General features: G+C 48.6%; 18 protein-coding genes, 1 pseudogene and 1 riboswitch. Of the genes and pseudogenes, 3 read left to right on the forward strand and 16 right to left on the reverse strand.

The window, feature by feature from the left end:
• Window positions 1–38: 38 nt before the first annotated feature.
• Both rpmB and KNQ12_RS03340 read left to right on the forward strand, forming a co-directional pair.
• On the forward strand, window positions 39–227 hold the full coding sequence (gene rpmB / locus KNQ12_RS03335; RefSeq protein ID WP_023468758.1) for a 50S ribosomal protein L28: 189 nt from the start codon (window positions 39–41) through the stop codon (window positions 225–227).
• A gap of 140 nt (window positions 228–367) precedes the next feature.
• Window positions 368–1,771, forward strand: a complete 1,404-nt coding sequence (locus tag KNQ12_RS03340; RefSeq protein ID WP_214746337.1) for an amino acid permease — start codon at window positions 368–370, stop codon at window positions 1,769–1,771.
• Between the two features lie 53 nt (window positions 1,772–1,824).
• Here the strand turns inward: KNQ12_RS03340 and KNQ12_RS03345 are convergent, their stop codons facing one another.
• The 13 genes and pseudogenes from KNQ12_RS03345 to gmk all read right to left on the reverse strand — a co-directional run bounded on the left by KNQ12_RS03345 (window position 1,825) and on the right by gmk (window position 14,573).
• Complete coding sequence (locus tag KNQ12_RS03345; protein WP_029342104.1) at window positions 1,825–2,427, reverse strand: thiamine diphosphokinase; 603 nt, start codon at window positions 2,425–2,427, stop codon at window positions 1,825–1,827.
• A 1-nt stretch (window position 2,428) separates the two neighbouring features.
• Window positions 2,429–2,989: an energy-coupled thiamine transporter ThiT gene (gene thiT, locus KNQ12_RS03350; RefSeq protein WP_023468761.1), complete on the reverse strand. Its 561-nt coding sequence runs from the start codon at window positions 2,987–2,989 to the stop codon at window positions 2,429–2,431.
• Between the two features lie 61 nt (window positions 2,990–3,050).
• Window positions 3,051–3,160, reverse strand: a riboswitch (TPP riboswitch).
• A gap of 22 nt (window positions 3,161–3,182) precedes the next feature.
• Complete coding sequence (gene rpe / locus KNQ12_RS03355; protein ID WP_029342106.1) at window positions 3,183–3,839, reverse strand: ribulose-phosphate 3-epimerase; 657 nt, start codon at window positions 3,837–3,839, stop codon at window positions 3,183–3,185.
• A 2-nt stretch (window positions 3,840–3,841) separates the two neighbouring features.
• Complete coding sequence (gene rsgA, locus KNQ12_RS03360; RefSeq protein ID WP_023468763.1) at window positions 3,842–4,747, reverse strand: ribosome small subunit-dependent GTPase A; 906 nt, start codon at window positions 4,745–4,747, stop codon at window positions 3,842–3,844.
• A gap of 25 nt (window positions 4,748–4,772) precedes the next feature.
• The gene (pknB, locus tag KNQ12_RS03365; RefSeq protein WP_214746341.1) at window positions 4,773–6,707 is read right to left on the reverse strand and encodes a Stk1 family PASTA domain-containing Ser/Thr kinase; all 1,935 of its coding nucleotides are present in this window, start codon (window positions 6,705–6,707) and stop codon (window positions 4,773–4,775) included.
• Between the two features lie 2 nt (window positions 6,708–6,709).
• Entirely contained in the window at window positions 6,710–7,444 is a 735-nt protein-coding gene (locus tag KNQ12_RS03370) for a Stp1/IreP family PP2C-type Ser/Thr phosphatase (RefSeq protein WP_214746344.1), read from the reverse strand.
• An 18-nt stretch (window positions 7,445–7,462) separates the two neighbouring features.
• The gene (gene rsmB, locus KNQ12_RS03375; RefSeq protein WP_214746347.1) at window positions 7,463–8,794 is read right to left on the reverse strand and encodes a 16S rRNA (cytosine(967)-C(5))-methyltransferase RsmB; all 1,332 of its coding nucleotides are present in this window, start codon (window positions 8,792–8,794) and stop codon (window positions 7,463–7,465) included.
• Entirely contained in the window at window positions 8,791–9,711 is a 921-nt protein-coding gene (fmt, locus tag KNQ12_RS03380; protein WP_035396898.1) for a methionyl-tRNA formyltransferase, read from the reverse strand. The genes rsmB and fmt overlap by 4 nt, the downstream gene beginning before the upstream one ends.
• A 72-nt stretch (window positions 9,712–9,783) precedes the next feature.
• Window positions 9,784–10,173 (reverse strand): annotated as a pseudogene (gene def / locus KNQ12_RS16950) (peptide deformylase); the annotation flags it as partial.
• A gap of 9 nt (window positions 10,174–10,182) precedes the next feature.
• Window positions 10,183–12,507, reverse strand: coding sequence for a primosomal protein N' (gene priA, locus KNQ12_RS03385; protein ID WP_214746353.1), 2,325 nt, complete (start codon window positions 12,505–12,507; stop codon window positions 10,183–10,185).
• Entirely contained in the window at window positions 12,504–13,694 is a 1,191-nt protein-coding gene (gene coaBC / locus KNQ12_RS03390; RefSeq protein WP_214746356.1) for a bifunctional phosphopantothenoylcysteine decarboxylase/phosphopantothenate--cysteine ligase CoaBC, read from the reverse strand. The genes priA and coaBC overlap by 4 nt, the downstream gene beginning before the upstream one ends.
• Window positions 13,695–13,750: 56 nt before the next feature.
• A complete protein-coding gene (gene rpoZ, locus KNQ12_RS03395; RefSeq protein ID WP_023468770.1) occupies window positions 13,751–13,954 on the reverse strand; it encodes a DNA-directed RNA polymerase subunit omega in 204 nt (67 codons plus the stop codon).
• A gap of 1 nt (window position 13,955) precedes the next feature.
• Complete coding sequence (gene gmk, locus KNQ12_RS03400; protein ID WP_174316772.1) at window positions 13,956–14,573, reverse strand: guanylate kinase; 618 nt, start codon at window positions 14,571–14,573, stop codon at window positions 13,956–13,958.
• Window positions 14,574–14,741: 168 nt separating this feature from the next.
• Between gmk and KNQ12_RS03405 the strand changes: the two genes are divergently transcribed.
• Complete coding sequence (locus KNQ12_RS03405; protein WP_035396742.1) at window positions 14,742–16,433, forward strand: Rqc2 family fibronectin-binding protein; 1,692 nt, start codon at window positions 14,742–14,744, stop codon at window positions 16,431–16,433.
• Window positions 16,434–16,496: 63 nt separating this feature from the next.
• On the opposite strand, the gene KNQ12_RS03410 is transcribed toward KNQ12_RS03405, so the two are convergent.
• The 3 genes from KNQ12_RS03410 to KNQ12_RS03420 all read right to left on the reverse strand — a co-directional run bounded on the left by KNQ12_RS03410 (window position 16,497) and on the right by KNQ12_RS03420 (window position 19,181).
• The gene (locus KNQ12_RS03410) at window positions 16,497–17,408 is read right to left on the reverse strand and encodes an FUSC family protein (protein WP_023468773.1); all 912 of its coding nucleotides are present in this window, start codon (window positions 17,406–17,408) and stop codon (window positions 16,497–16,499) included.
• Window positions 17,405–18,307 (reverse strand): DUF4097 family beta strand repeat-containing protein, encoded by a 903-nt coding sequence (locus KNQ12_RS03415; protein WP_023468774.1) that lies wholly within the window; start codon window positions 18,305–18,307, stop codon window positions 17,405–17,407. The genes KNQ12_RS03410 and KNQ12_RS03415 overlap by 4 nt, the downstream gene beginning before the upstream one ends.
• A 184-nt stretch (window positions 18,308–18,491) precedes the next feature.
• A complete protein-coding gene (locus KNQ12_RS03420) occupies window positions 18,492–19,181 on the reverse strand; it encodes a metal-dependent hydrolase (protein WP_214746359.1) in 690 nt (229 codons plus the stop codon).
• Window positions 19,182–19,194: the final 13 nt, after the last annotated feature.

A 19,194-nucleotide genomic window follows, 5' to 3' on the forward strand; every position in this document is an offset into this window, starting at 1 on the left:
AGGACGAACGCAAAACAACATAAAAGGAGGCGGAACGCATGGCACGTAAATGCTACGTTACTGGGAAATCGCCAAAGTCGGGTAACAACCGTTCACACGCATTGAACAAAACAAAACGTACTTGGGGAGTCAACGTACAAAAAGTACGTATCCTCGTCGACGGTAAGCCGAAAAAGGTTTGGGTTTCAGCTCGAGCTCTTAAATCAGGTAAAGTCGAACGCGTATAAGGCGCAACCACCGGATGGGAATCTTCCCTTCCGGTTTTTTTATACCCTCATTTATTTTTCTCATAAACTAATTGTCGCCTTTATTGAAAACGCTTACAATAGGAACGTACTTTATTTTGTAAGAATTGGGGGAAGTCATCATGCAACTCAAACGAGAGATGACGAGTCGACACCTGTTCATGATCTCACTCGGCGGGATCATCGGAACAGGCTTATTTCTAGGGTCAGGGTTAACGATTTCACAAGCAGGACCTTTCGGGGCCGTCCTCAGTTACATCGTGGGTGGGACCATCATGTATCTGACGATGTTATGTCTAGGGGAATTAGCGGTCTATCTGCCGGTCTCGGGGTCATTTCAGACCTATACGACCCGCTTCATTGGACCAGGAATCGGCTTTGCCGTCGGTTGGATTTATTGGCTCGGCTGGGCCGTGACGGTGGCACTCGAAATTACGGCAGCTGGTAGTTTGATGGATCGTTGGTTCCCGAACGTACCCGTCGTCGTTTGGTGTACCGTCTTTACGGTCTTACTGTTCGGTCTGAATGCCGTCTCAGCCAAAGCATTCGGTGAAGCCGAATTCTGGTTCTCAAGTTTGAAGGTCCTCGCGATCCTTTTCTTCATCATTCTAGGTGGTGCTGCTTGGTTCGGCTGGTTACCAATGGAAGCAGATCGCCCAACCTCGTTATTTGCGAACTTCACAGCAAATGGTTGGTTTCCAAACGGGATTCTTGGTGTCTTGACGACGATGATTGCCGTCAACTTCGCTTTTCAGGGAACGGAATTGATCGGTGTCGCGGCTGGGGAGTCCGACACGCCTGAAAAATCGATTCCAAAAGCGATTCGGAATACAGTCTGGCGCACGTTCATCTTCTTTGTCTTATCAATTACGATCGTTGGGGCATTAATTCCGTATGAGACGGCTGAAGGGGTCAGCAGTCCATTTATCATGGTCTTTGATGCGATCGGCATCCCGTATGCTGCTGATTTGATGAATATCGTCGTCTTGACAGCACTATTATCTGTCGGAAACTCGGGACTTTACGCTGCAACGCGAATGTTATGGGCGATGTCGCAAGAAGGCATGATTTCAAAGAAATTATCGTACGTCAATGCAAGAGGTGTGCCGATGCGTGCCTTACTCTTTACGATGATGTTTGCGATGTTATCGCTTCTAACAGCCTTTTTCGCAGAGGATACCGTCTTTATCTGGCTCTTGTCCTTAGCCGGGCTCGGTGCTCAAGTCGGTTGGATTTCGATCTCTGCTTCTCAACTCGCATTTCGTCGGCAGTTCTTGCGAAACGGACATGATCTATCCGAATTGAAATTCAAGACACCGCTTTATCCGGTGTTACCACTGATTTCGTTGACGTTAAACGTCGTCGTCCTCGTTAGTCTTGCGTTTCAAGCGGACCAACGGATTGCCCTATACATCGGTGTTCCATTCTTCCTCGTTATGTGGGGAAGCTATCATCTCTTCGTCAAAGGAAAACATCTAGCAGCACAAAGCGACATCCGTGTCGCTCCCTCTCAACTCGAAGAATGATCTCATAAGAAAGAGGCCGCGGAATCATCCACGGCCTCTTTCCTATGATTGTGCTATTCCTTAAGCGTCCGCATCATCAATAGTTCTCCTTGATGGAGCTCTACCTTCGCTTCTGACGCACACCATTCATTACTGACGGTCAAGGAACCTCCGACCGGTACTGGATGTGCATCAAGTGGATATTTGACTCCGGATAAGCTTAAAGTCGATGGTACGAGTGGAATGAACGAAAGATAATGATAGCTCCCTGCTTCGACTGCATACGTTCCCTCAGCCAAGTATCGTACCTCTTCTCGTTTCGTCACGAGTCGTGCCTCTGGGTATCGCTTCAATAAATATACATTTTGGACGGTCATGTCGAGCCGCCCACCTGTCGCCCCGATAATGAAGGTATCCTCAAACTGTTTCTTCTCTGAGACTGTACGAAGTGCCAGTTCGAGATCCGTTTCATCTTTCTCGGCCGGATGAACGATTGCCCCTTCTGGTACATAACCAAGCGAATCAAAATCACCAATCGTCAGGTCGCATGTCAGCCCAAACGATTCAATCGTCTGAACACCACCGTCGACACCGACGATAAAATCACCTGGCTGACAAAACGTCCGTAAATCCGGCGCTTCTTCTCGCGGACCGGCACAGACGAGAATCGCCCGCATCTCAGACGCCTCGTGCCGAATAACGGAGTAAGCGTGGCGCAGTCGTGAATAAAAGACCCGCAACGACACCACAAAGAACGTAAGACGGTACCATGTATGTCGCGTTATAAATCAATGAATACGGTACGACTGGACCTTCGGCATACTCGGCAAAAAAGACGATTCCACTGATGACATGACAGATATAACGGAGTCCTGCGCCTAATAACGTCGCCAGGAGAACGAACGCCATCAAGCTTTTCTTTTGTCCATTGCGCGCGGCTAGTCTGACTTGACGCGCGAACAGACCACTTAATCCGACGACACCATACGCAATCGTATAGTCAAGCATCGGTTGAACGATCGTCAAGACTTGTGGAGCGAACATCAATTGAATCGTACCGACAAGCGCTCCCGTAACAACCCCTCCAACGACACCGTGGCGAAATGCCATGACGAAGATCGGTAACATCGCTAAGCTGATTGAGCCTCCTTGTGGCATTTTGAATGGAATCAGTAAATCAAAGACGACTCCGAGACTGGCGAAGATGGCGATTTCCATCATCATTTGTAACCGTTTCATGCTATTTTTCCTCCTTCATTGTACGAGAGGACGCAAAAAGGCAGTACGACGAACGCCGTACTGCCTGCGTGCGCCACATCCCTACGTCCGTTTGAACGGAACAGGTTCGAAGGGTTAAAGTCTAAAAGACTCCTCTCAGCCGCTTTTCAAGCGACACCCCTTGCGGTCATCATATTTCGTTTTCTCGTTCTTATTATACGGCAGCCCCTTGACGAATGCTAGTGATCGCTTCCGCATAATCTGGTGCATTGTAGATTGCTGATCCTGCGACGAGAACGTTCGCACCGTTATCGATGCAAAGCTTTGCCGTTTCCGGATTGACGCCACCGTCAATCTCGATTTCAAATGTCAGACCACGATCTGCTTTCATTTGCGCAAGTGCTGCGAGTTTCGGCATGACACGCTCGATGAAGGCTTGTCCACCGAAGCCCGGATTGACCGTCATCAATAAAACCATATCGACATCCTCAAGGACGTGTTCAATCGTTGATAATGGCGTATGGGGATTCAAGACGACTCCTGCCTTTGCGCCCGCTGCTTTGATTTGTTGCAAGACACGATGGACATGATTCGTCGCTTCGACGTGGAACGTCACGATGTCAGCTCCTGCCTTGACGAAATCTTCAACGAAACGTTCTGGCTGGTCAATCATCAAATGGACATCGAGAATCATATCCGTCTTTTGACGTAAGCTGCTAAGCACAGGTAATCCAAATGAGATGTTCGGTACGAACTGACCGTCCATGACATCAAAATGGATATAGTCCGCGCCTGCTGCTTCGACTGCTTTGACATCACGCTCAAGATTCGCAAAATCTGCTGATAAGATCGATGGTGCAATTTTAATCATCTTCAATACCTCCGGGCTCGATTCTTGATTTCGTCTATAAACATACCATAGTTCTCATAACGAGAGGACATGATTTCTTGGGCTTCGACGGCTTCCTTGACGGCACAACCGGGTTCATTCAAATGCAAGCAACCTCGGTATTTACAATCATCTTGTACAGCGACGAACTCAGGAAAACTCCACCGTACATCCTCGATTTCCATATCATACGGAAAATCGAGGTTCGAGAAACCTGGCGTATCGGCAATCAATCCTTCGGCAAGCGGCATTAATGTGACATGGCGCGTCGTATGACGTCCGCGTCCGAGTGATTTCGAGATCGCACTTGTTTCTAAATCAAGAGAGGGCTCCAGTGCATTGAGCAATGAACTTTTCCCGACACCGGATTGTCCGGCGAGAACGCTCGTTTTTCCAGCAAGTAACGGACGGACTTGCTCAACACCCGTCAACGTCTCACTTGATGTCTCGATGACCGTATACCCAATCTTCCGGTAAGCGGCAATCGCCTCTCGGACAGCCGGTCCTTTGACTTCGTCAAGTAAATCCATCTTCGTTAACAGGATGACGGGTTGGATTTCCTTCGCTTCGATCAAGACGAGAAATCGGTCGAGTAGATGCGCTGAAAAATCAGGTTCTGCCGCCGAGACGACAAGCAACGCTTGATCGATATTCGCGACAGGCGGGCGTACTAAAAAGTTGTCCCGCTCCTTCACTTCGAGAATATATCCCGTCTCACTTTCGATATGAAGCACGACTTCATCTCCGACGACTGGACTGATGCCGCGTTTTCGGAAATTTCCTCTTGCTCGTGAACGAACTTCTCCTTCTGGTGTCATGACATCATAAAAGCCGCCCTGCAGGCGTATGATCGTTCCTTCTCGATTCTCTTCGATGCGTTGTTCCGTCATCCTATGCACTCCTTTTTTATCACATTCATTGTGCGTCTTTTGCTTGATTGTACGTGATGGTTTTTGAACGATACACCGTATCGTCTTTATAGATCGTAATTTTGCCTTCTTCACCCGGATCAATCGTTAATGGCACGTCGAATGTCTCATCTTGATCAATTGATTCCTCGATGACGGTCCGCTTCCCTTTCGCGTCTTCCGTCTCGATTCGGATGACTTGTTTCGGCGGAGCCTCTTCTTCATCTTCACTAACAGCATCATAGACGACCTTTTCAGGGAACGTCGCCGTCACTGTTTTTTCTTCCTCACCTTTAGAGATGAAGACCGTCACGGAGTCGTTCGGCTCGACTTGTGCGCCAGCTTGCGGGAACTGACGGATGACTTGATCGAGTTTGACATCGCTAGAAAATTCTTGTTCGAACGTTCCGTCTAATCCTACTTTATCGAGATAAGCTTTTGCTTCATCACTCGATAAATTCGTCAAATCCTTCAACTCGAAAGAAGACGTCCCCTCAGATACAGTAATCGTAATCGTTTGTTCTTTCGCAATGACCTCCGTTCCAGCAGAAATTGACTGTCGAATCACATTTCCTCGATCGATCTCATCCGACTTCTCTCGCTCGACTCCGACTTTTGCGAATCCTGCTTCTTTTAGCGTTGCAATTGCTTCTTTTTCAGCTTCATCCGTCACATCCGGTACCTCAACCGGAGCACTACCAGTAGAAACGACCAAATTGACTGTCGAGCCCTTCTTGACCTGTGCTTTTTCACGAGGCGTTTGACTGATGACATCGCCTTCTTCGACCGTATCGCTACTCCGTTCCGTTGTCTCGACGACAAATCCAAGTTTCTCAAGCTTCGTTTCCGCATCGTCTCCATCCGTCTTGACGACAGATGGTACGGTGACCGTTGGATCCGGCCACATCGCGAACGTCGTAGCCGCCCCACCCAGTAAAAGGAGTAACAAGAGGATGATCCACCAGCGTTTTTTCTTTTTCTTTTCCGGTGTTTTCGGTTGAACAGTTGCGACGGCGGGTGATTCTAGTTCCGCTTTTGATTCTTCTGGCACTTGGACAGGTGATAAAACCATTGTCTTTTCCATCTCATCCTCTTCTGCGCCACGGATGCTTTCATTTGCCCGTTCGTCAGACAACGCCGTCACCATATCTGCCTTAAACGCTGCGACGGACTGTTGACGGTCATGCGGTGCTTTTGCAAGCGCCTGCATGATACAGTTCTCGAGTGCTTGCGGCACTTTCGGATTCAAGACGGATGGGCGACGCGGTGTATCTTGCAGATGCTTTAAAGCGATCGCAACCGGTGAATCACCTTCGAACGGGACTTGTCCTGTGACGAGTTCGTATAAGACAGCACCAAGCGAATAGATATCCGACTTCTCATCCGCAAATTTACCTTTTGCTTGTTCCGGTGAAAAGTAATGGACGGACCCAAGAACGGACATCGTATGCGTCAGCGTCGCATTCGACATCGCCACAGCGATTCCGAAATCCGTTACTTTGACGGTACCATCTTCTCGAATCAACATGTTTTGCGGTTTGATATCGCGATGGATGATCCGGTGTGCATGGGCGTGATCAATCGCATCACAAATTTGAGCGATGATATCGACGGCCTGCGGCACAGGTAATGCTTGATTTTCACAAAATGTTTTTAATGTCATACCATCGATATACTCCATGACGATGTAATAGATGGCATCTTCTTCGCCTACATCATAGACGGCAACGATGTTTGGATGATTCAAGCTGGTAGCAGCATGCGCTTCACGTTCGAATCGACGAATGAACTGTTCGTCATGCGAAAATTCAGTCCGTAAAATCTTAATGGCAACATGACGCTTTAAAATCTCATCATAGGCTTGATAGACATTCGCCATCCCGCCACTTCCAACTAGCCGTTCTATGCGGTAGCGGTCATTTAATTGATCTCCGTATCGCATATTCAGACCCTCTTTCTTTCTTTGAACCGGATGGCGGCAATCGTAATGTTATCCGCGCCTCCTCGAGCATTCGCTTCTTTCACCAATCGTCCAACGATCTCATCAAGCGGCTCATCCTGTAAGATGATCTGTTCGATGACATCATCTGGCACTTCATCGGTCAACCCGTCACTACAGACGAGGACGAGGTCATAGTCTGGAGCATCTCTGACTTGAATGTCGACTTCGACTGTTTCGTTCGAGCCGACCGACCGTGTGATGACATTCTTACGTGGATGATTTTCGACTTCCTCATCCGAAAGTTCCCCCATTTGTCGTAACATGTTGACGTAAGAATGATCATCCGTCAATTGTTTTAACGCCTTACCTTCAAGGGCATAGACTCTGCTATCCCCAACATGACCGATGACGAGCAACTCCTCGACCCAGCATACGCAGGCAATGGTCGTTCCGACGATGGCAAGTTGCTCGTCTTTTGAAAACTGAAGAATCCGGGCATTTGCCTCGGCTACACGTTGTTCTATCCATTCAGACAATTCCATCGGACGATTTGGCATAAGTGAAAAGGATGCTTCAAATACCTCGCGAACAATTGCACTTGCGATATCGCCAGCAGCATGACCTCCCATACCGTCCGCAACGACGGCAAGACCACGTTCAGCGTTCCCGACGAGTAATACCGTATCCTCATTTTTAGTCCTGACTTTCCCAGTAGTCGAAAGGTGAGCTAACTCCATGACAGTCCTCCGTTCGTGTCAATCTTCTCGTTTTTTAAACGCGGCAATATAGAAGCCGTCCGTTCCGACTGTCGTCGGTAACAACTTGAGTTCTGCTCGATCCCCAATCAGATGTCGCACGGATTCCGGCATCCGTGCCGCAAAGGATGTATCAAATTCAAATCCTTGATCGAGAATGAACGCTGTCTGATCCTCGTTCTCGGTCGGATCAATCGTACAAGTCGAATAGACGAAGGTTCCACCCTTTTTAACGAGTGGTAAGACAGATGTCAGAATATCTCGTTGAATTTTCGGGAGTTGCTCGAGTTGTTCCGGGCGTTTCGTCCATTTGATATCTGGTTTTCTTCGAATGACACCGAGTCCTGAACAAGGTGCGTCGACAAGAATCCGATCAAACGATTCTACTTCAAAGCGGTCTCCTGCTTTACGAGCATCTAACGCTTCTGCTTGAACAGTCGTAAGACCTAATCGTGTCGCTTGCTGTTCAATCAATTTAATCTTATGTGGATGAAGATCAAGTGCCTGTAGTGTTCCCGTCGTCAAACCTTCAGCAATGTGCATCGCTTTCCCACCAGGTGCGGCACAGCTGTCGAGAACATGATCAGATGCTTCTGCACCAAGTGCACGGGCGACGAGCATTGAGCTCTCATCCTGCAGAGAAAGATACCCACGGTCAATCAGATCCGTTTTTTGAACGCTTCCTCGTTCGATTTCGAGACCATCTGGCGCGACCGTAGATGGTTTTGCCGTCACACCTTGGTCGAGTAGAAGCTCGATCGCTTCCTCTCGCGTCGTCTTCGTCCGATTGATGCGAACCGTGACCGGTGCAGGTGTGTTATTCAATTGACAGATTTGAAGCGTTTCTTCCGGACCAAACAGTTCAATCCAGCGTTCGACGAGCCACTGCGGATGACTCGTTTCGATGCTGATTCGTTTTGCAACAGGCTCAATCTCAGCGAAATGGGGCATTCCCGCCCGTAATACATTCCGGAGCACTCCGTTGACGACTTTCGAGACGTGGATTTTCCCACGTTTTTTAGCAATCTCGACAGCTTCATGGATGACGGCATGATCCGGTACACGATCAAGATAAAACAATTGATACACACTCATCCGTAATAATGGACGCATGAACGGATCAAGTTTTTTCTGTTTCGCTAGATACGGCTCCAAAATATAATCCAGTGTCAATTCACGACTGAGCGTCCCGTAGACGAGTTCTGTGAACAAGCCGACATCCGTTGCTGAGATAGCACGCTTTTCAAGCATCTGGTGAACTGTGATTGTCGAGAAGGCACCACCTTGACCAATTTTCATTAGTGTCGCTACTGCTGCGTCACGTACGTTCATGCGTTCTCACCTACTTGTTGTCCGAGTTCAAGCGATTGACCGATCCCGCGCATGAACGTGGCACCATCCATCCGTTTTTTTCCGGACGGCTGTAAGTCGATCAGCTTCAACGCTGTTTCCGAACCTGTCGCGATGACGGGACCATCCGCTTCTAAAGCAATGATTTCACCTGGTCGTCCCGTTCCTTTGACTTTCGTCGCGAAAAAGACTTTCAATCGATCATCACCAAGCATCGTGTACGTACTTGGGAAAGGATTCATTCCTCGGATTTGATCATAGAGTGTCTCACCCGGTAACGTAAAATCAAGCCGTTCACGTTCACGTGAGATATTCGGTGCAAACGTCGCTTCTGCCTCGACTTGTGCTTCCGGTGTCAATTCACCTGCGAACAAACGCGGTAACGTCTCAAGCAACAGACGCGCTCCTGCGTCCGCTAATTTTTCAAACATAGTTCCAACTGTATCGTTCTCTTCAATCGGAACGATGATTTTTGACAACATATCACCGGCATCCAATCGATCGACCATGTACATGATTGTCACGCCTGTCTCTTTTTCACCATCGATGATTGCTTGATGAATCGGTGCACCGCCACGATATTTCGGTAAGAGTGACGCATGGACATTGATCGCCCCAAAACGTGGTGCTTCCAAAATCACCGTCGGTACGATCTGACCGTAAGCTGCCGTGATGATGAGATCTGGTTTTAAATCGAGAACATCTTGATAATCCTCGCGAATCCGTTTCGGTTGCAACACAGGAATATCGTGCTCCATCGCGACGAGTTTCACTGGTGTCGGTTTGACTTCCCGTTTTCGTCCGACCGGCTTATCGGGTTGTGAGACGACACCGACGACGTCATATCCGGCATCGATCACTTCACGCAGTGTTCCTGCCGCAAACTCAGGCGTCCCCATGAAGACGACGCGCGGTTTTTCTTGATCGACGAGTTTATCCGTGAACAGGACACCGTCTAAATGATCCATCTCATGCTGGATGGCACGTGCAAAAAAGCCGTTTGCTTTGATTTTGACCGTTCGTCCGAGTCGATCCTGCGACTTGACGACGATGCGGTCGAACCGTTCGACAGGACCAAAGATGCCGGGCATGCTGAGGCATCCTTCGTCATCGATTTGTGAACCGTCGGCTTCGATGATTTCCGGATTGATCAGCTCGATCGGTCCGGTCTCATCATCCGTATGGACGACCGCAACACGGATCGGTTGATTGATTTGCGGTGCCGCTAAGCCGACACCATCATATTCATACATCGTATCGAACATCCGGTCGATCATCTTACCAAGTTTTTTATCGAACTTCGTGACAGGTTCACACACCTGTCGTAATACATCGTTGGGTACTTCTACTACTTTATACATACAGACACCTCACATGAATACAAATGGATTCAAGTCGATCGCGACTTGTGTTTTTGACTTTTGACGACGGGCTAAGATATCACGAAGATGTGTCCGGACATCTTCCTGCCCTTTATGTTTAATTAAGACCTGTTGTCGGTACATATTCTTCAGTCGAGCAAGTGGCGCATCGAACGGTCCATTGACGACTAAATCCTCCGATTCGAAAGCCCGCAGCTCGGAGGCGATTTGTTGAGCTTCTGCTTGTGCTTCAAGTGGATGTGTCGCCGAGACCGTGATCAGACCAAGGAACCAGAATGGAGGGTGTCCCCCGAGTTTGCGCAACTGCATCTCCCGCTTATAGAACGTTTCGAAATCATGCTGTTTTGCCGTCTGAATGACGTAGTGTTCCGGATTATAGGTCTGGATGATCGACTGTCCGGCGAGTTGCCCTCGCCCGGCACGACCCGACACTTGCGTGATCAACTGAAATGTTCGCTCACTTGCCCGAAAATCCGGAATACCGAGCGTCGCATCGGCAGCGAGCACCCCAACGAGCGTGACATTTGGAAAGTCGAGACCTTTTGCGATCATCTGTGTCCCGAGAAGAATGTTTCCTTCCTTACGCTCGAAGGCATCGAGTAACTTCTCGTGTGCGCCTTTACGAGACGTCGTATCTTGATCCATCCGGATAATGCGCGCTTCCGGAATCAAATGCGCCAACTCTTCCTCGATCTTTTGTGTCCCCGTTCCGAACTGACGAATCTTCGTCGATTCACAGGACGGACAAGTTTTCGGCATCGCTGCCTCAAATCCACAATAGTGGCACTTTAAGCGATTTTCATGTTGATGATACGTTAAATTGACGGCACAATGCGGACATTGAAGCGTCTCCCCGCAATCCCGACATAAGACGAATGTCGTGTACCCACGACGGTTCAAAAGTAATACCGTCTGTTCCCCACGCTCGATTCGTTCTTTGATGCCTTCGACTAGCGCGAGGCTGAACGGAGTACGATTGCCCCGTTCAAGTTCTTTACGCATATCAACGATGTCGACCGGAGGCAGTTCCCCACCGAATCGTTCGCGAAGCGGTAAGTAACGATAGACCCCTTTTTGTGCCCGCGCATACGTCTCAAGTAATGGAGTTGCACTTCCGAGCACGACGGGACAACGATGATAGGCCGCTCGCCATTTTGCAACATCACGCGTATGATAGCGCGGATTCTCTTCTTGTTTATAGGTTGTTTCATGTTCTTCATCGAGAATGATGATTCCGATATTCGTCAGCGGCGCAAACACGGCGGACCGTGCACCGACGACGACATCGACCTCACCTTGAGCGATTTTGCGCCACTCATCATACTTTTCTCCGAGCGATAGACCGCTATGCAGGACAGCGACCCGTTCTCCGAAACGACGTTTGAACCGTTTGACCATCATCGGTGTCAGACTGATTTCAGGGACGAGCAAGATCGCTTGTCTACCGCGTTCGAGTTGTGCATGAATCGATTCAAGATAAACTTCCGTCTTACCGCTTCCTGTTACGCCATGTAACAAAAACGTTCCGGTCTCCGCTTCAGCCGTAATCGCCGAGACGGCTTCCTGTTGCTTTTCCGTCAAAGAGGACGGCACAAAGATGTCTTGGACGAGATGTTCGTAAGGATTTCGCCGTACATCAATCGTCTCGACTTCAATGATGCTTTTTTTCCCGAGGGCGTTCAACGTCGCGCTCGTTGCGCCCGTCGCCTGCTTGATTTCACTCCAAAGCGCATTCGGAAATTCTTGGATATACGAGTAAAGTGCCGCTTGTTGGCTCGCTTGTTTCGTAAAAGTTGCCTGTTCCTCGAGGAGACGAATACGTTTATCCGTCTTAGACGTCTTTTTCTCGCGAATGACCGGTTGAAGCGTCACGTCAGCTTGTTTCGCCGCTGTTAAGATGATTTGTTGGACTTCCGTTGGTAATTGACTCATTTTCTTACCATGATATGCCCGAAGTGGGCCCGACTCGACTATGACCAGTTTATCATAACTCACCTTCAACGCAGCCGGCAGCATCGCAAGCAGTGCCGTCGCCTGAAAACACAATGTCGTTTCTGATAGATAAGCCGACAGCTCGAGTAATTCTTGCGTATAGGTCGGCGTCTCATCTAAGACACGAACGATCGATTTGACGTTCGTCAAATCAGAGGTTGCTTTCGTTCCGACGACGATCCCAAGCAACGCACGTGGACCGAACGGAACCTCTACGCGCATTCCGGGAACAATCAGCTCCTGCCAGAGTTCCGGCACGGCATAATCAAAAGGACGATCGACGGTGGCCGCTGCGACATCGACGATGACTTCAGCTATCATGCCAATGCCTCCGCAAATTGGCGCATGAGCGATTTGGCGAGCGTCGATTTCAATTGTTGATCGTATCGCGTGACGGAATCATTCTTCCCAAAAACGACGACCTCATTTTCGTCGCTGACAAATCCGATGTCAGAACGAGAGACATCATTCGCGACGATGAAATCCGCCTTCTTTCGGACGAGTTTCTGTTTCGCGAACGTCTCGACGTCCGTCGTCTCCGCTGCAAATCCAACTAATACCTGATGTTGTTTCTGCTCACCGAGCGTCTTCAGAATATCCGTCGTCTCCTCGAGTTCAATCCGCAATGGTCCGTGAATTTTCTTCTGCTTCTGATCGTACTGGACAGACGGTCGATAGTCAGCTACGGCAGCGGACATGATGACGATGTCTTGCGTCTCATAGTCACGTAACATGGCTTCAAGCATTTCTTCTCCCGACTCGACGGCAATCGTCGCTATCCCGGTCGGTAATCCAATCCGAAGGGGACCATGGACGAGTGTGACATCGGCTCCTGCATCTCGTGCCGCCTCTGCGAGCGCAATTCCAGTTTTCCCGGAAGAATCATTCGTCAAATAACGAACCGGATCAATCCGTTCTACTGTGGGTCCTGCACTGATCAAGACTTTTCGTTCGGCTAGATATTTTTCTTCAAAGAACGTTGAGAGTGTTGCGACCAAATCTTCTGGTTCCGGTAAACGACCTTTTCCGACCCAACCACATGCGAGATTTCCGACTCCCGGTGCAATCACCTGGACACCATCCTGCTTGAGTTGTTCAATATTGCGGACAGTCGCCGGATGTTCGAGCATATTGACGTTCATCGCCGGTGCGACGATGACGGGACATGTCGCTGCGAGAATTGTCGTCGTAATGAAGTCATCTGCGATCCCGTGCGCGAGTTTTGCAATCAAGTTCGCGGTCGCTGGTGCGATGACGATTAAGTCCGCTTCATCCGCTAAATCGATATGAGCGATTTTTGACGGATCATGCTCGATGAAGACATTGTCATAGACCGCTTTTCGCGTCAGTGCTTCAAACGTCGTCTTACCGACGAATTGTTGCGCATTACGCGTCATCGCGACTTGAACGTGTGCGCCTGCTTGAACGAGTTTGGAAGCGAGTGCTGCTGATTTATAGGAAGCGATTCCACCGCCGACACACAGTAGAATGTTTCGGTTGGTTAACATGTAGGTGTCCTCCTTATTGAAAAAAACAGCCACGATGACAAGTGGCTGCTTCAAAATTAGTCTTGCGGTTGGTTCGTGACGGATACTTCTTCGAAATAAAGCTCTTCTAAAGCTTTCCCGACCGGTTTATGCGATTTTGGGTTCGTGACTCTCACGCGTTTCCCGTCTTGGATTTGACGCGCACGCTTAGCGGCAACTGTAACGATCGTATATTTCGATGGCACTTTCTTTTGAAGCTTATCAACTGATGGATATAACATATCACTTAACCTCCATGGCTTTTTTATATAGGGACGCGACACGTTCCCGACTGCAATGTTCCGCTGTGACGATTGCTTGAATTCGATCACAGGCTTTATGAATTTCGTCGTTCGTCACGACATAGTCATACGCATCCATCATCTCGATCTCTTCTTTAGCGACGAGAAGACGTTGCTTGATGACTTCCTCTGATTCCGTTCCACGCCCTACGAGGCGGTTCCGTAATTCTTGGAGGCTTGGAGGTGCAAGGAATAAGAAGACAGCTTCTGGAAAATGTTCTTTGACCTGCATGGCCCCTTGAACTTCGATTTCGAGAATGACGTCTTTTCCTTCATCTAGGATCTGGTTCACCCATTCGACAGGTGTTCCATAATAATTCCCTACGAATTCAGCATATTCCAAGAGTTGATTGTTCGCAATCATCTCTTCGAATTCTTCACGCGATTTAAAGAAATAGTGAACACCATCTACTTCTCCTTCGCGCGGTTGGCGCGTCGTACAGGATACCGAGTAATGCAGATCATTATCCTGATCTTCGCGCAAGGCACGACAGACCGTTCCCTTTCCGACACCACTTGGACCAGATAATACGAGTAATAAGCCACGCTCTTTGAAAATCACTTCAAAACCCCTCCATCTCACAAACTTCACATTGTTTCATATTAGCAGTAGAGACGGGAAGTTCGCAAGTCATCTTTTTTAGCTCGACTGCTTTATCATACCATAACGATGCCATTTCTGTTACCTTTAGAAAGTGAGAACGAAATCAAGAAAGAAGGTAATCGTATGGCTTTTGACGGATTGATGACGACACGCGTCGTCGAAGAACTCCAACCGCTCGTCGGAGGACGGATCAATAAGGTATACCAACCTTACACATTGGATTTAGTATTCCAGGTCCGGGCCGAGCGAAAAAACGTATTATTGCTCGCCTCTGCGAATGCCATGTATGCACGAATGCACATTACGTCGGAAGCGGTCAGCAACCCGAGTGAACCCCCACTCTTCTGTATGATGCTCCGTAAACATGTCGAAGGCGGGTTCATCGAGTCAATCGAACAACTCGAACGCGACCGGATCATCGTCTTGCGCGTCCGCTCCCGGAACGAACTTGGCGATGAGGAAGCGAAAAAAATCTATATCGAATTGATGGGACGTCACTCGAACATCATTTTGACCGATGGACAAGATAAGATCCTCGATGCGATCAAACACTTACCACTCAGTCAAAATACCTTCCGGACGATCATGCCAGGGATGACATACCAGCTTCCGCCGGCACAGGATAAAGTGGATCCGCTCACAGGAGATATCGAAAAGGCGCTTCACCGGATTGACTGGAACGCTGGGAAGCTCGATCGTCAGTTACTTGGTCTCTTCAGTGGTCTGTCCCCGCAAATCGCAAAAGAGATCGTCTCGCGAGCAGGTCTAGCCAACCGGACGACTCTCGCGTCTGCCTTTCAAGAAGTCCTGAAGGAACTCGATGGTCCTTATGTGTTGCAACGGATGGATGGCGGGAAGGAACGTTTCGCCCCTATCCGCTTGACGGAAGGATCCATCATCGATGAGAAGACGTTCGAGACGAGTGGTCAAGTCCTCGACGCCTTCTTCCATCAAAAGGCGAACCGCGATCGCGTCAAACAACAAGCAGCCGATCTCGAACGGTTCATCAAAAGTGAATATGATAAAAATATTCTAAAACGCTCGAAACTCGAAAAAGATTTAGAAGCGACGTTACGGATGGATGAGTGGAAACATAAAGGGGAATTACTGACGACCTATCTGTATCAGCTCGAACGCGGGATGAAGGAAGCGACAGTCGTCGATTACTATGACCCAGATGGCGCTGAGATAACGATTTCGCTCGATCCTCGCTTTTCACCGAATGAGAACGCGCAGCGCTACTACAAACGGTACAACAAATTAAAAACCGCCAAAGTCGAAGTCGCGCGTCAGCTCGAGAAGAACCAAGCTGAGATTGCGTACTTCGAAGGCTTACTTGCGCAACTCGATGTCGCATCCCCAGAAGACATCCGGGAAATGCGCGAGGAACTCGTCGAAGAAGGTTATCTGCGCGAACGACAAAAGAAGAAAAAGAAACCGCAGCTCCCACAACTCGAAGCATACCGTTCTTCGACTGGTCTTCCATTCTTCGTAGGAAAGAACAATAAACAAAATGATTACGCGACGTTCAAGTTCGGACGCAGGTCCGATACGTGGTTACACACGAAGGATATCCCGGGATCGCACGTCATCATTCAAAGTGATGCACCGGACGAGACGACGTTGAAGGAAGCAGCGATCGTCGCAGCTTATTTCTCGAAAGCACGTGAGTCGAGCCAAGTCCCGGTCGACTTCACGGAACTACGTTATGTCAAAAAACCGAGTGGTGCAAAGCCCGGATTCGTCATCTACACGGATCAAACAACTCTTTACGTCACACCTGATCCAGATGTCGTCCAATCCTTACGTCAATGACGCTACACAAAAAAGCGCTGTTTTTCCTAAATGTTACTTAGGAGAAACAGCGCTTTTTCATCTTCACTTCATTTTTTCTAACTGTTCCCGGTAATCAAGCAAATGCCCATGGATGATATCCTTCGCTTCGCTTAATTCTTGATCGAATGAGAACATCGCCTGTTTTCGTTCGTGGGAGAAGATGACATCGTAATGATGGCTGAGTAAGAAATCAATTTCCTGACCGAGCGTCTTTTCCTGTTCTTCTGTCATCGGGATATCCCGGTGACTAGCAATGCTTTCAAGCAAGACGAGCAACTTGTCTTCAAGATCGACAAGCTCCTTCAGTCGAATGAACGCTTCACTTTGACCGCTTGCCACCAATGGATATTTTTGATCCTCTTGAAGCATCAGCATCATTTCCTCATGTTTGAGGATTTGTTTACGGACGGCAAGCAAGCGTCCATCATCTTGCACAAGGGTTCGCCAATCTTCCATCAACTGTTGCGTCGTTTTTTTGACGAGTAATAGCAAGCGGTCTTCATAATGTGGTGGGAAGACGATGTAGTTGACGAGAACGGCAGATAACACACCGACGACAGTCAGCAACGATCGTGATAAGGCATAGTGGACATAGTCGGCGGTCGGGCTCTCGAACATCAAGACGATCGCAAAGGCAGCGAACGTCGACATATCCGTTCGTCCAATCATCGAATTGAGGACGAGTGAGACGACGACGGCGAGTCCGATCGTCAGCGGATTGGCACCAAGTGTCGCAACGATGGCGAGTCCACACATTAGTCCGAGTACCGTTCCGAAAATTCGATTGAAGACGATTTTAAATGAACGATGGATTGTCGGTTGCATCGCAACGATGGCTGCGACAGCCCCCATTCCTGAATAAATATCAAATACATACCAAGAGATGCTGAGTGCAAGAGCTACCGCGATGCCAGTCTTAATCGTTCGAAGTCCAATCCGAAACTTTAATTTCACTCGAGCGTCACCTGCCCGACTTCACTATTGACTGTCACTTCCGGTTTTTCTTGTTTCGACAGTTCATAAATCGTCTCATCCTTATTCTTTTGTTTCGTATATCGATCAGAGGCTTTAATATCGCCTCCCGTGTCGATCGTAATCGTACCGGCTGATTTATCTGGCTTCAATTTCGTCGCGCCGTCAATCGTCGTGACGTCAAGACTCAACTTCGCCATATAGTCTGCCAGCGAGACACTCTCGCCTGTCACCTGCGCATGTACGGCGTCCATTTCCTTGACGGAAATCGCACGTGTTGCATTCAGTGTAATCTCATCACCTTTTACTTTATCGAGACTCATCGCTTCTCCATCCATCTCGATCGTTTTTGCGTAGATGCCCATCCCTTTCAGTGTACCGGCATCGACATCAACACGGTTCATATAACTTGGTAATCCTACTTGAATCGTATAGTCTGCTGTTTTCTCGCTCGGACGATTGCCAAGTCGAGACAGCCAACCATCTCGTCCTGTCACCGTCACCGTATTCGTCGATGTACTGATTTTCAGTCGCTTCCCACTCGACGCACTATCGACGAGTTTGATTTGGACGTTTCCGTCTGTGCTTCGAACGAATTGTACCGTTGCGTGCGGCGCCTCGATGGCGAGAGATTTATAGCGATTCGTCGTCTTAAATGACTCGCCGCGCGATAACAATTCCGTTGAGACGAGCAATGTGATCGAATAGATGACGACAAGTCCGAGAATGACACCACCGTATAAGTAGATTGGCCGTTTCACTGGTCCTTTTTCTCCAATCCGGTTCAATCGTGCATCCATCTTTTGTTTTTGTTTATTTTTTAAGCGTGTGAACGACGATTGTTTTCGTTTTCGCACACTCCTACTATTATGTTCTTCCATGTCAGCCCCTCCATCTCATGTCTTCCATTATTCCGAATATCCGAATCGGCTGTCAACAGCCCCTTTCTTATCATAGAAGAAGTTCACCGTTTCGCCATCGGGCGGAAGAAGGAAGGAGGTCAGAAAAACGGCAACAAAAAGGAGAGGAACCATGACGTTTTCCTCTCCTTTACTTAAGAACGGATTATAATTCGAGTGACTCGCCAATCGCGAGTGGATGGCCCGTTTGACCTTGTGCTTCAATCTTTTCACAGAAGGCGTTCGCATCTTGTTTGATTAAATCAAATGTATCGTAGTGGATCGGTACGACGGCTTTCGCTTGCAACATATCTGCAGCGATCAACGCATCATCCGGACCCATCGTGAAGTTATCACCAATCGGTAAGAAGGCTAAATCGATTTCGTGATGGGCGCCATAAAGGGCTAAATCTCCGAACAGTGCCGTATCACCTGCATGATAGATTTCCTTTCCTTCGATCGTCAGCAAGAATCCAGCCGGCATCCCCATATACGTAATCGTCTGTTTTTCCTCATCGATGATACTTGATGAATGGAATGCCTGTGTCATCTTCACTTTACCAAATGGGAATTCAAACTGTCCGCCGAGATTCATCGGATGAACGTTGAGCCCTTTGAAACTCAGATACGTCGCCAGTTCATGAGTAGCAATGATTGTCGCCCCAGTGGCTTTTGCGATATGTTCAGCATCAAGCATATGATCGGCATGCGCATGCGTCAAAAGGATGAAATCCGCTTTGACGTCATCGGGATTCGTCGTCGCTTTTTCGTTACCGCTAAAGAATGGATCGATGACGAGATGATGCCCGTTCGTCTCGATTGTTACTGTCGATTGTCCGTGATAAGTCAATTTCATGAGTGTCACTGCC

Origin of the sequence: Exiguobacterium sp. s11 (assembly GCF_018619015.1) — a bacterium.
GTDB lineage: Bacteria > Bacillota > Bacilli > Exiguobacteriales > Exiguobacteriaceae > Exiguobacterium_A > Exiguobacterium_A indicum.

Excerpts from the sequence above, each read along its gene's own strand:
- rpmB (WP_023468758.1), top strand. The coding sequence starts at position 39 with ATGGCACGTAAATGCTACGTTACTGGGAAATCGCCAAAGTCGGGTAAC.
- KNQ12_RS03340 (WP_214746337.1), top strand. The coding sequence starts at position 368 with ATGCAACTCAAACGAGAGATGACGAGTCGACACCTGTTCATGATCTCA.
- KNQ12_RS03345 (WP_029342104.1), bottom strand. The coding sequence starts at position 2,427 with ATGCGGGCGATTCTCGTCTGTGCCGGTCCGCGAGAAGAAGCGCCGGAT.
- thiT (WP_023468761.1), bottom strand. The coding sequence starts at position 2,989 with ATGAAACGGTTACAAATGATGATGGAAATCGCCATCTTCGCCAGTCTC.
- rpe (WP_029342106.1), bottom strand. The coding sequence starts at position 3,839 with ATGATTAAAATTGCACCATCGATCTTATCAGCAGATTTTGCGAATCTT.
- rsgA (WP_023468763.1), bottom strand. The coding sequence starts at position 4,747 with ATGACGGAACAACGCATCGAAGAGAATCGAGAAGGAACGATCATACGC.
- pknB (WP_214746341.1), bottom strand. The coding sequence starts at position 6,707 with ATGCGATACGGAGATCAATTAAATGACCGCTACCGCATAGAACGGCTA.
- KNQ12_RS03370 (WP_214746344.1), bottom strand. The coding sequence starts at position 7,444 with ATGGAGTTAGCTCACCTTTCGACTACTGGGAAAGTCAGGACTAAAAAT.
- rsmB (WP_214746347.1), bottom strand. The coding sequence starts at position 8,794 with ATGAACGTACGTGACGCAGCAGTAGCGACACTAATGAAAATTGGTCAA.
- fmt (WP_035396898.1), bottom strand. The coding sequence starts at position 9,711 with ATGGGGACGCCTGAGTTTGCGGCAGGAACACTGCGTGAAGTGATCGAT.
- priA (WP_214746353.1), bottom strand. The coding sequence starts at position 12,507 with ATGATAGCTGAAGTCATCGTCGATGTCGCAGCGGCCACCGTCGATCGT.
- coaBC (WP_214746356.1), bottom strand. The coding sequence starts at position 13,694 with ATGTTAACCAACCGAAACATTCTACTGTGTGTCGGCGGTGGAATCGCT.
- rpoZ (WP_023468770.1), bottom strand. The coding sequence starts at position 13,954 with ATGTTATATCCATCAGTTGATAAGCTTCAAAAGAAAGTGCCATCGAAA.
- KNQ12_RS03405 (WP_035396742.1), top strand. The coding sequence starts at position 14,742 with ATGGCTTTTGACGGATTGATGACGACACGCGTCGTCGAAGAACTCCAA.
- KNQ12_RS03415 (WP_023468774.1), bottom strand. The coding sequence starts at position 18,307 with ATGGAAGAACATAATAGTAGGAGTGTGCGAAAACGAAAACAATCGTCG.
- KNQ12_RS03420 (WP_214746359.1), bottom strand. The coding sequence starts at position 19,181 with ATGAAATTGACTTATCACGGACAATCGACAGTAACAATCGAGACGAAC.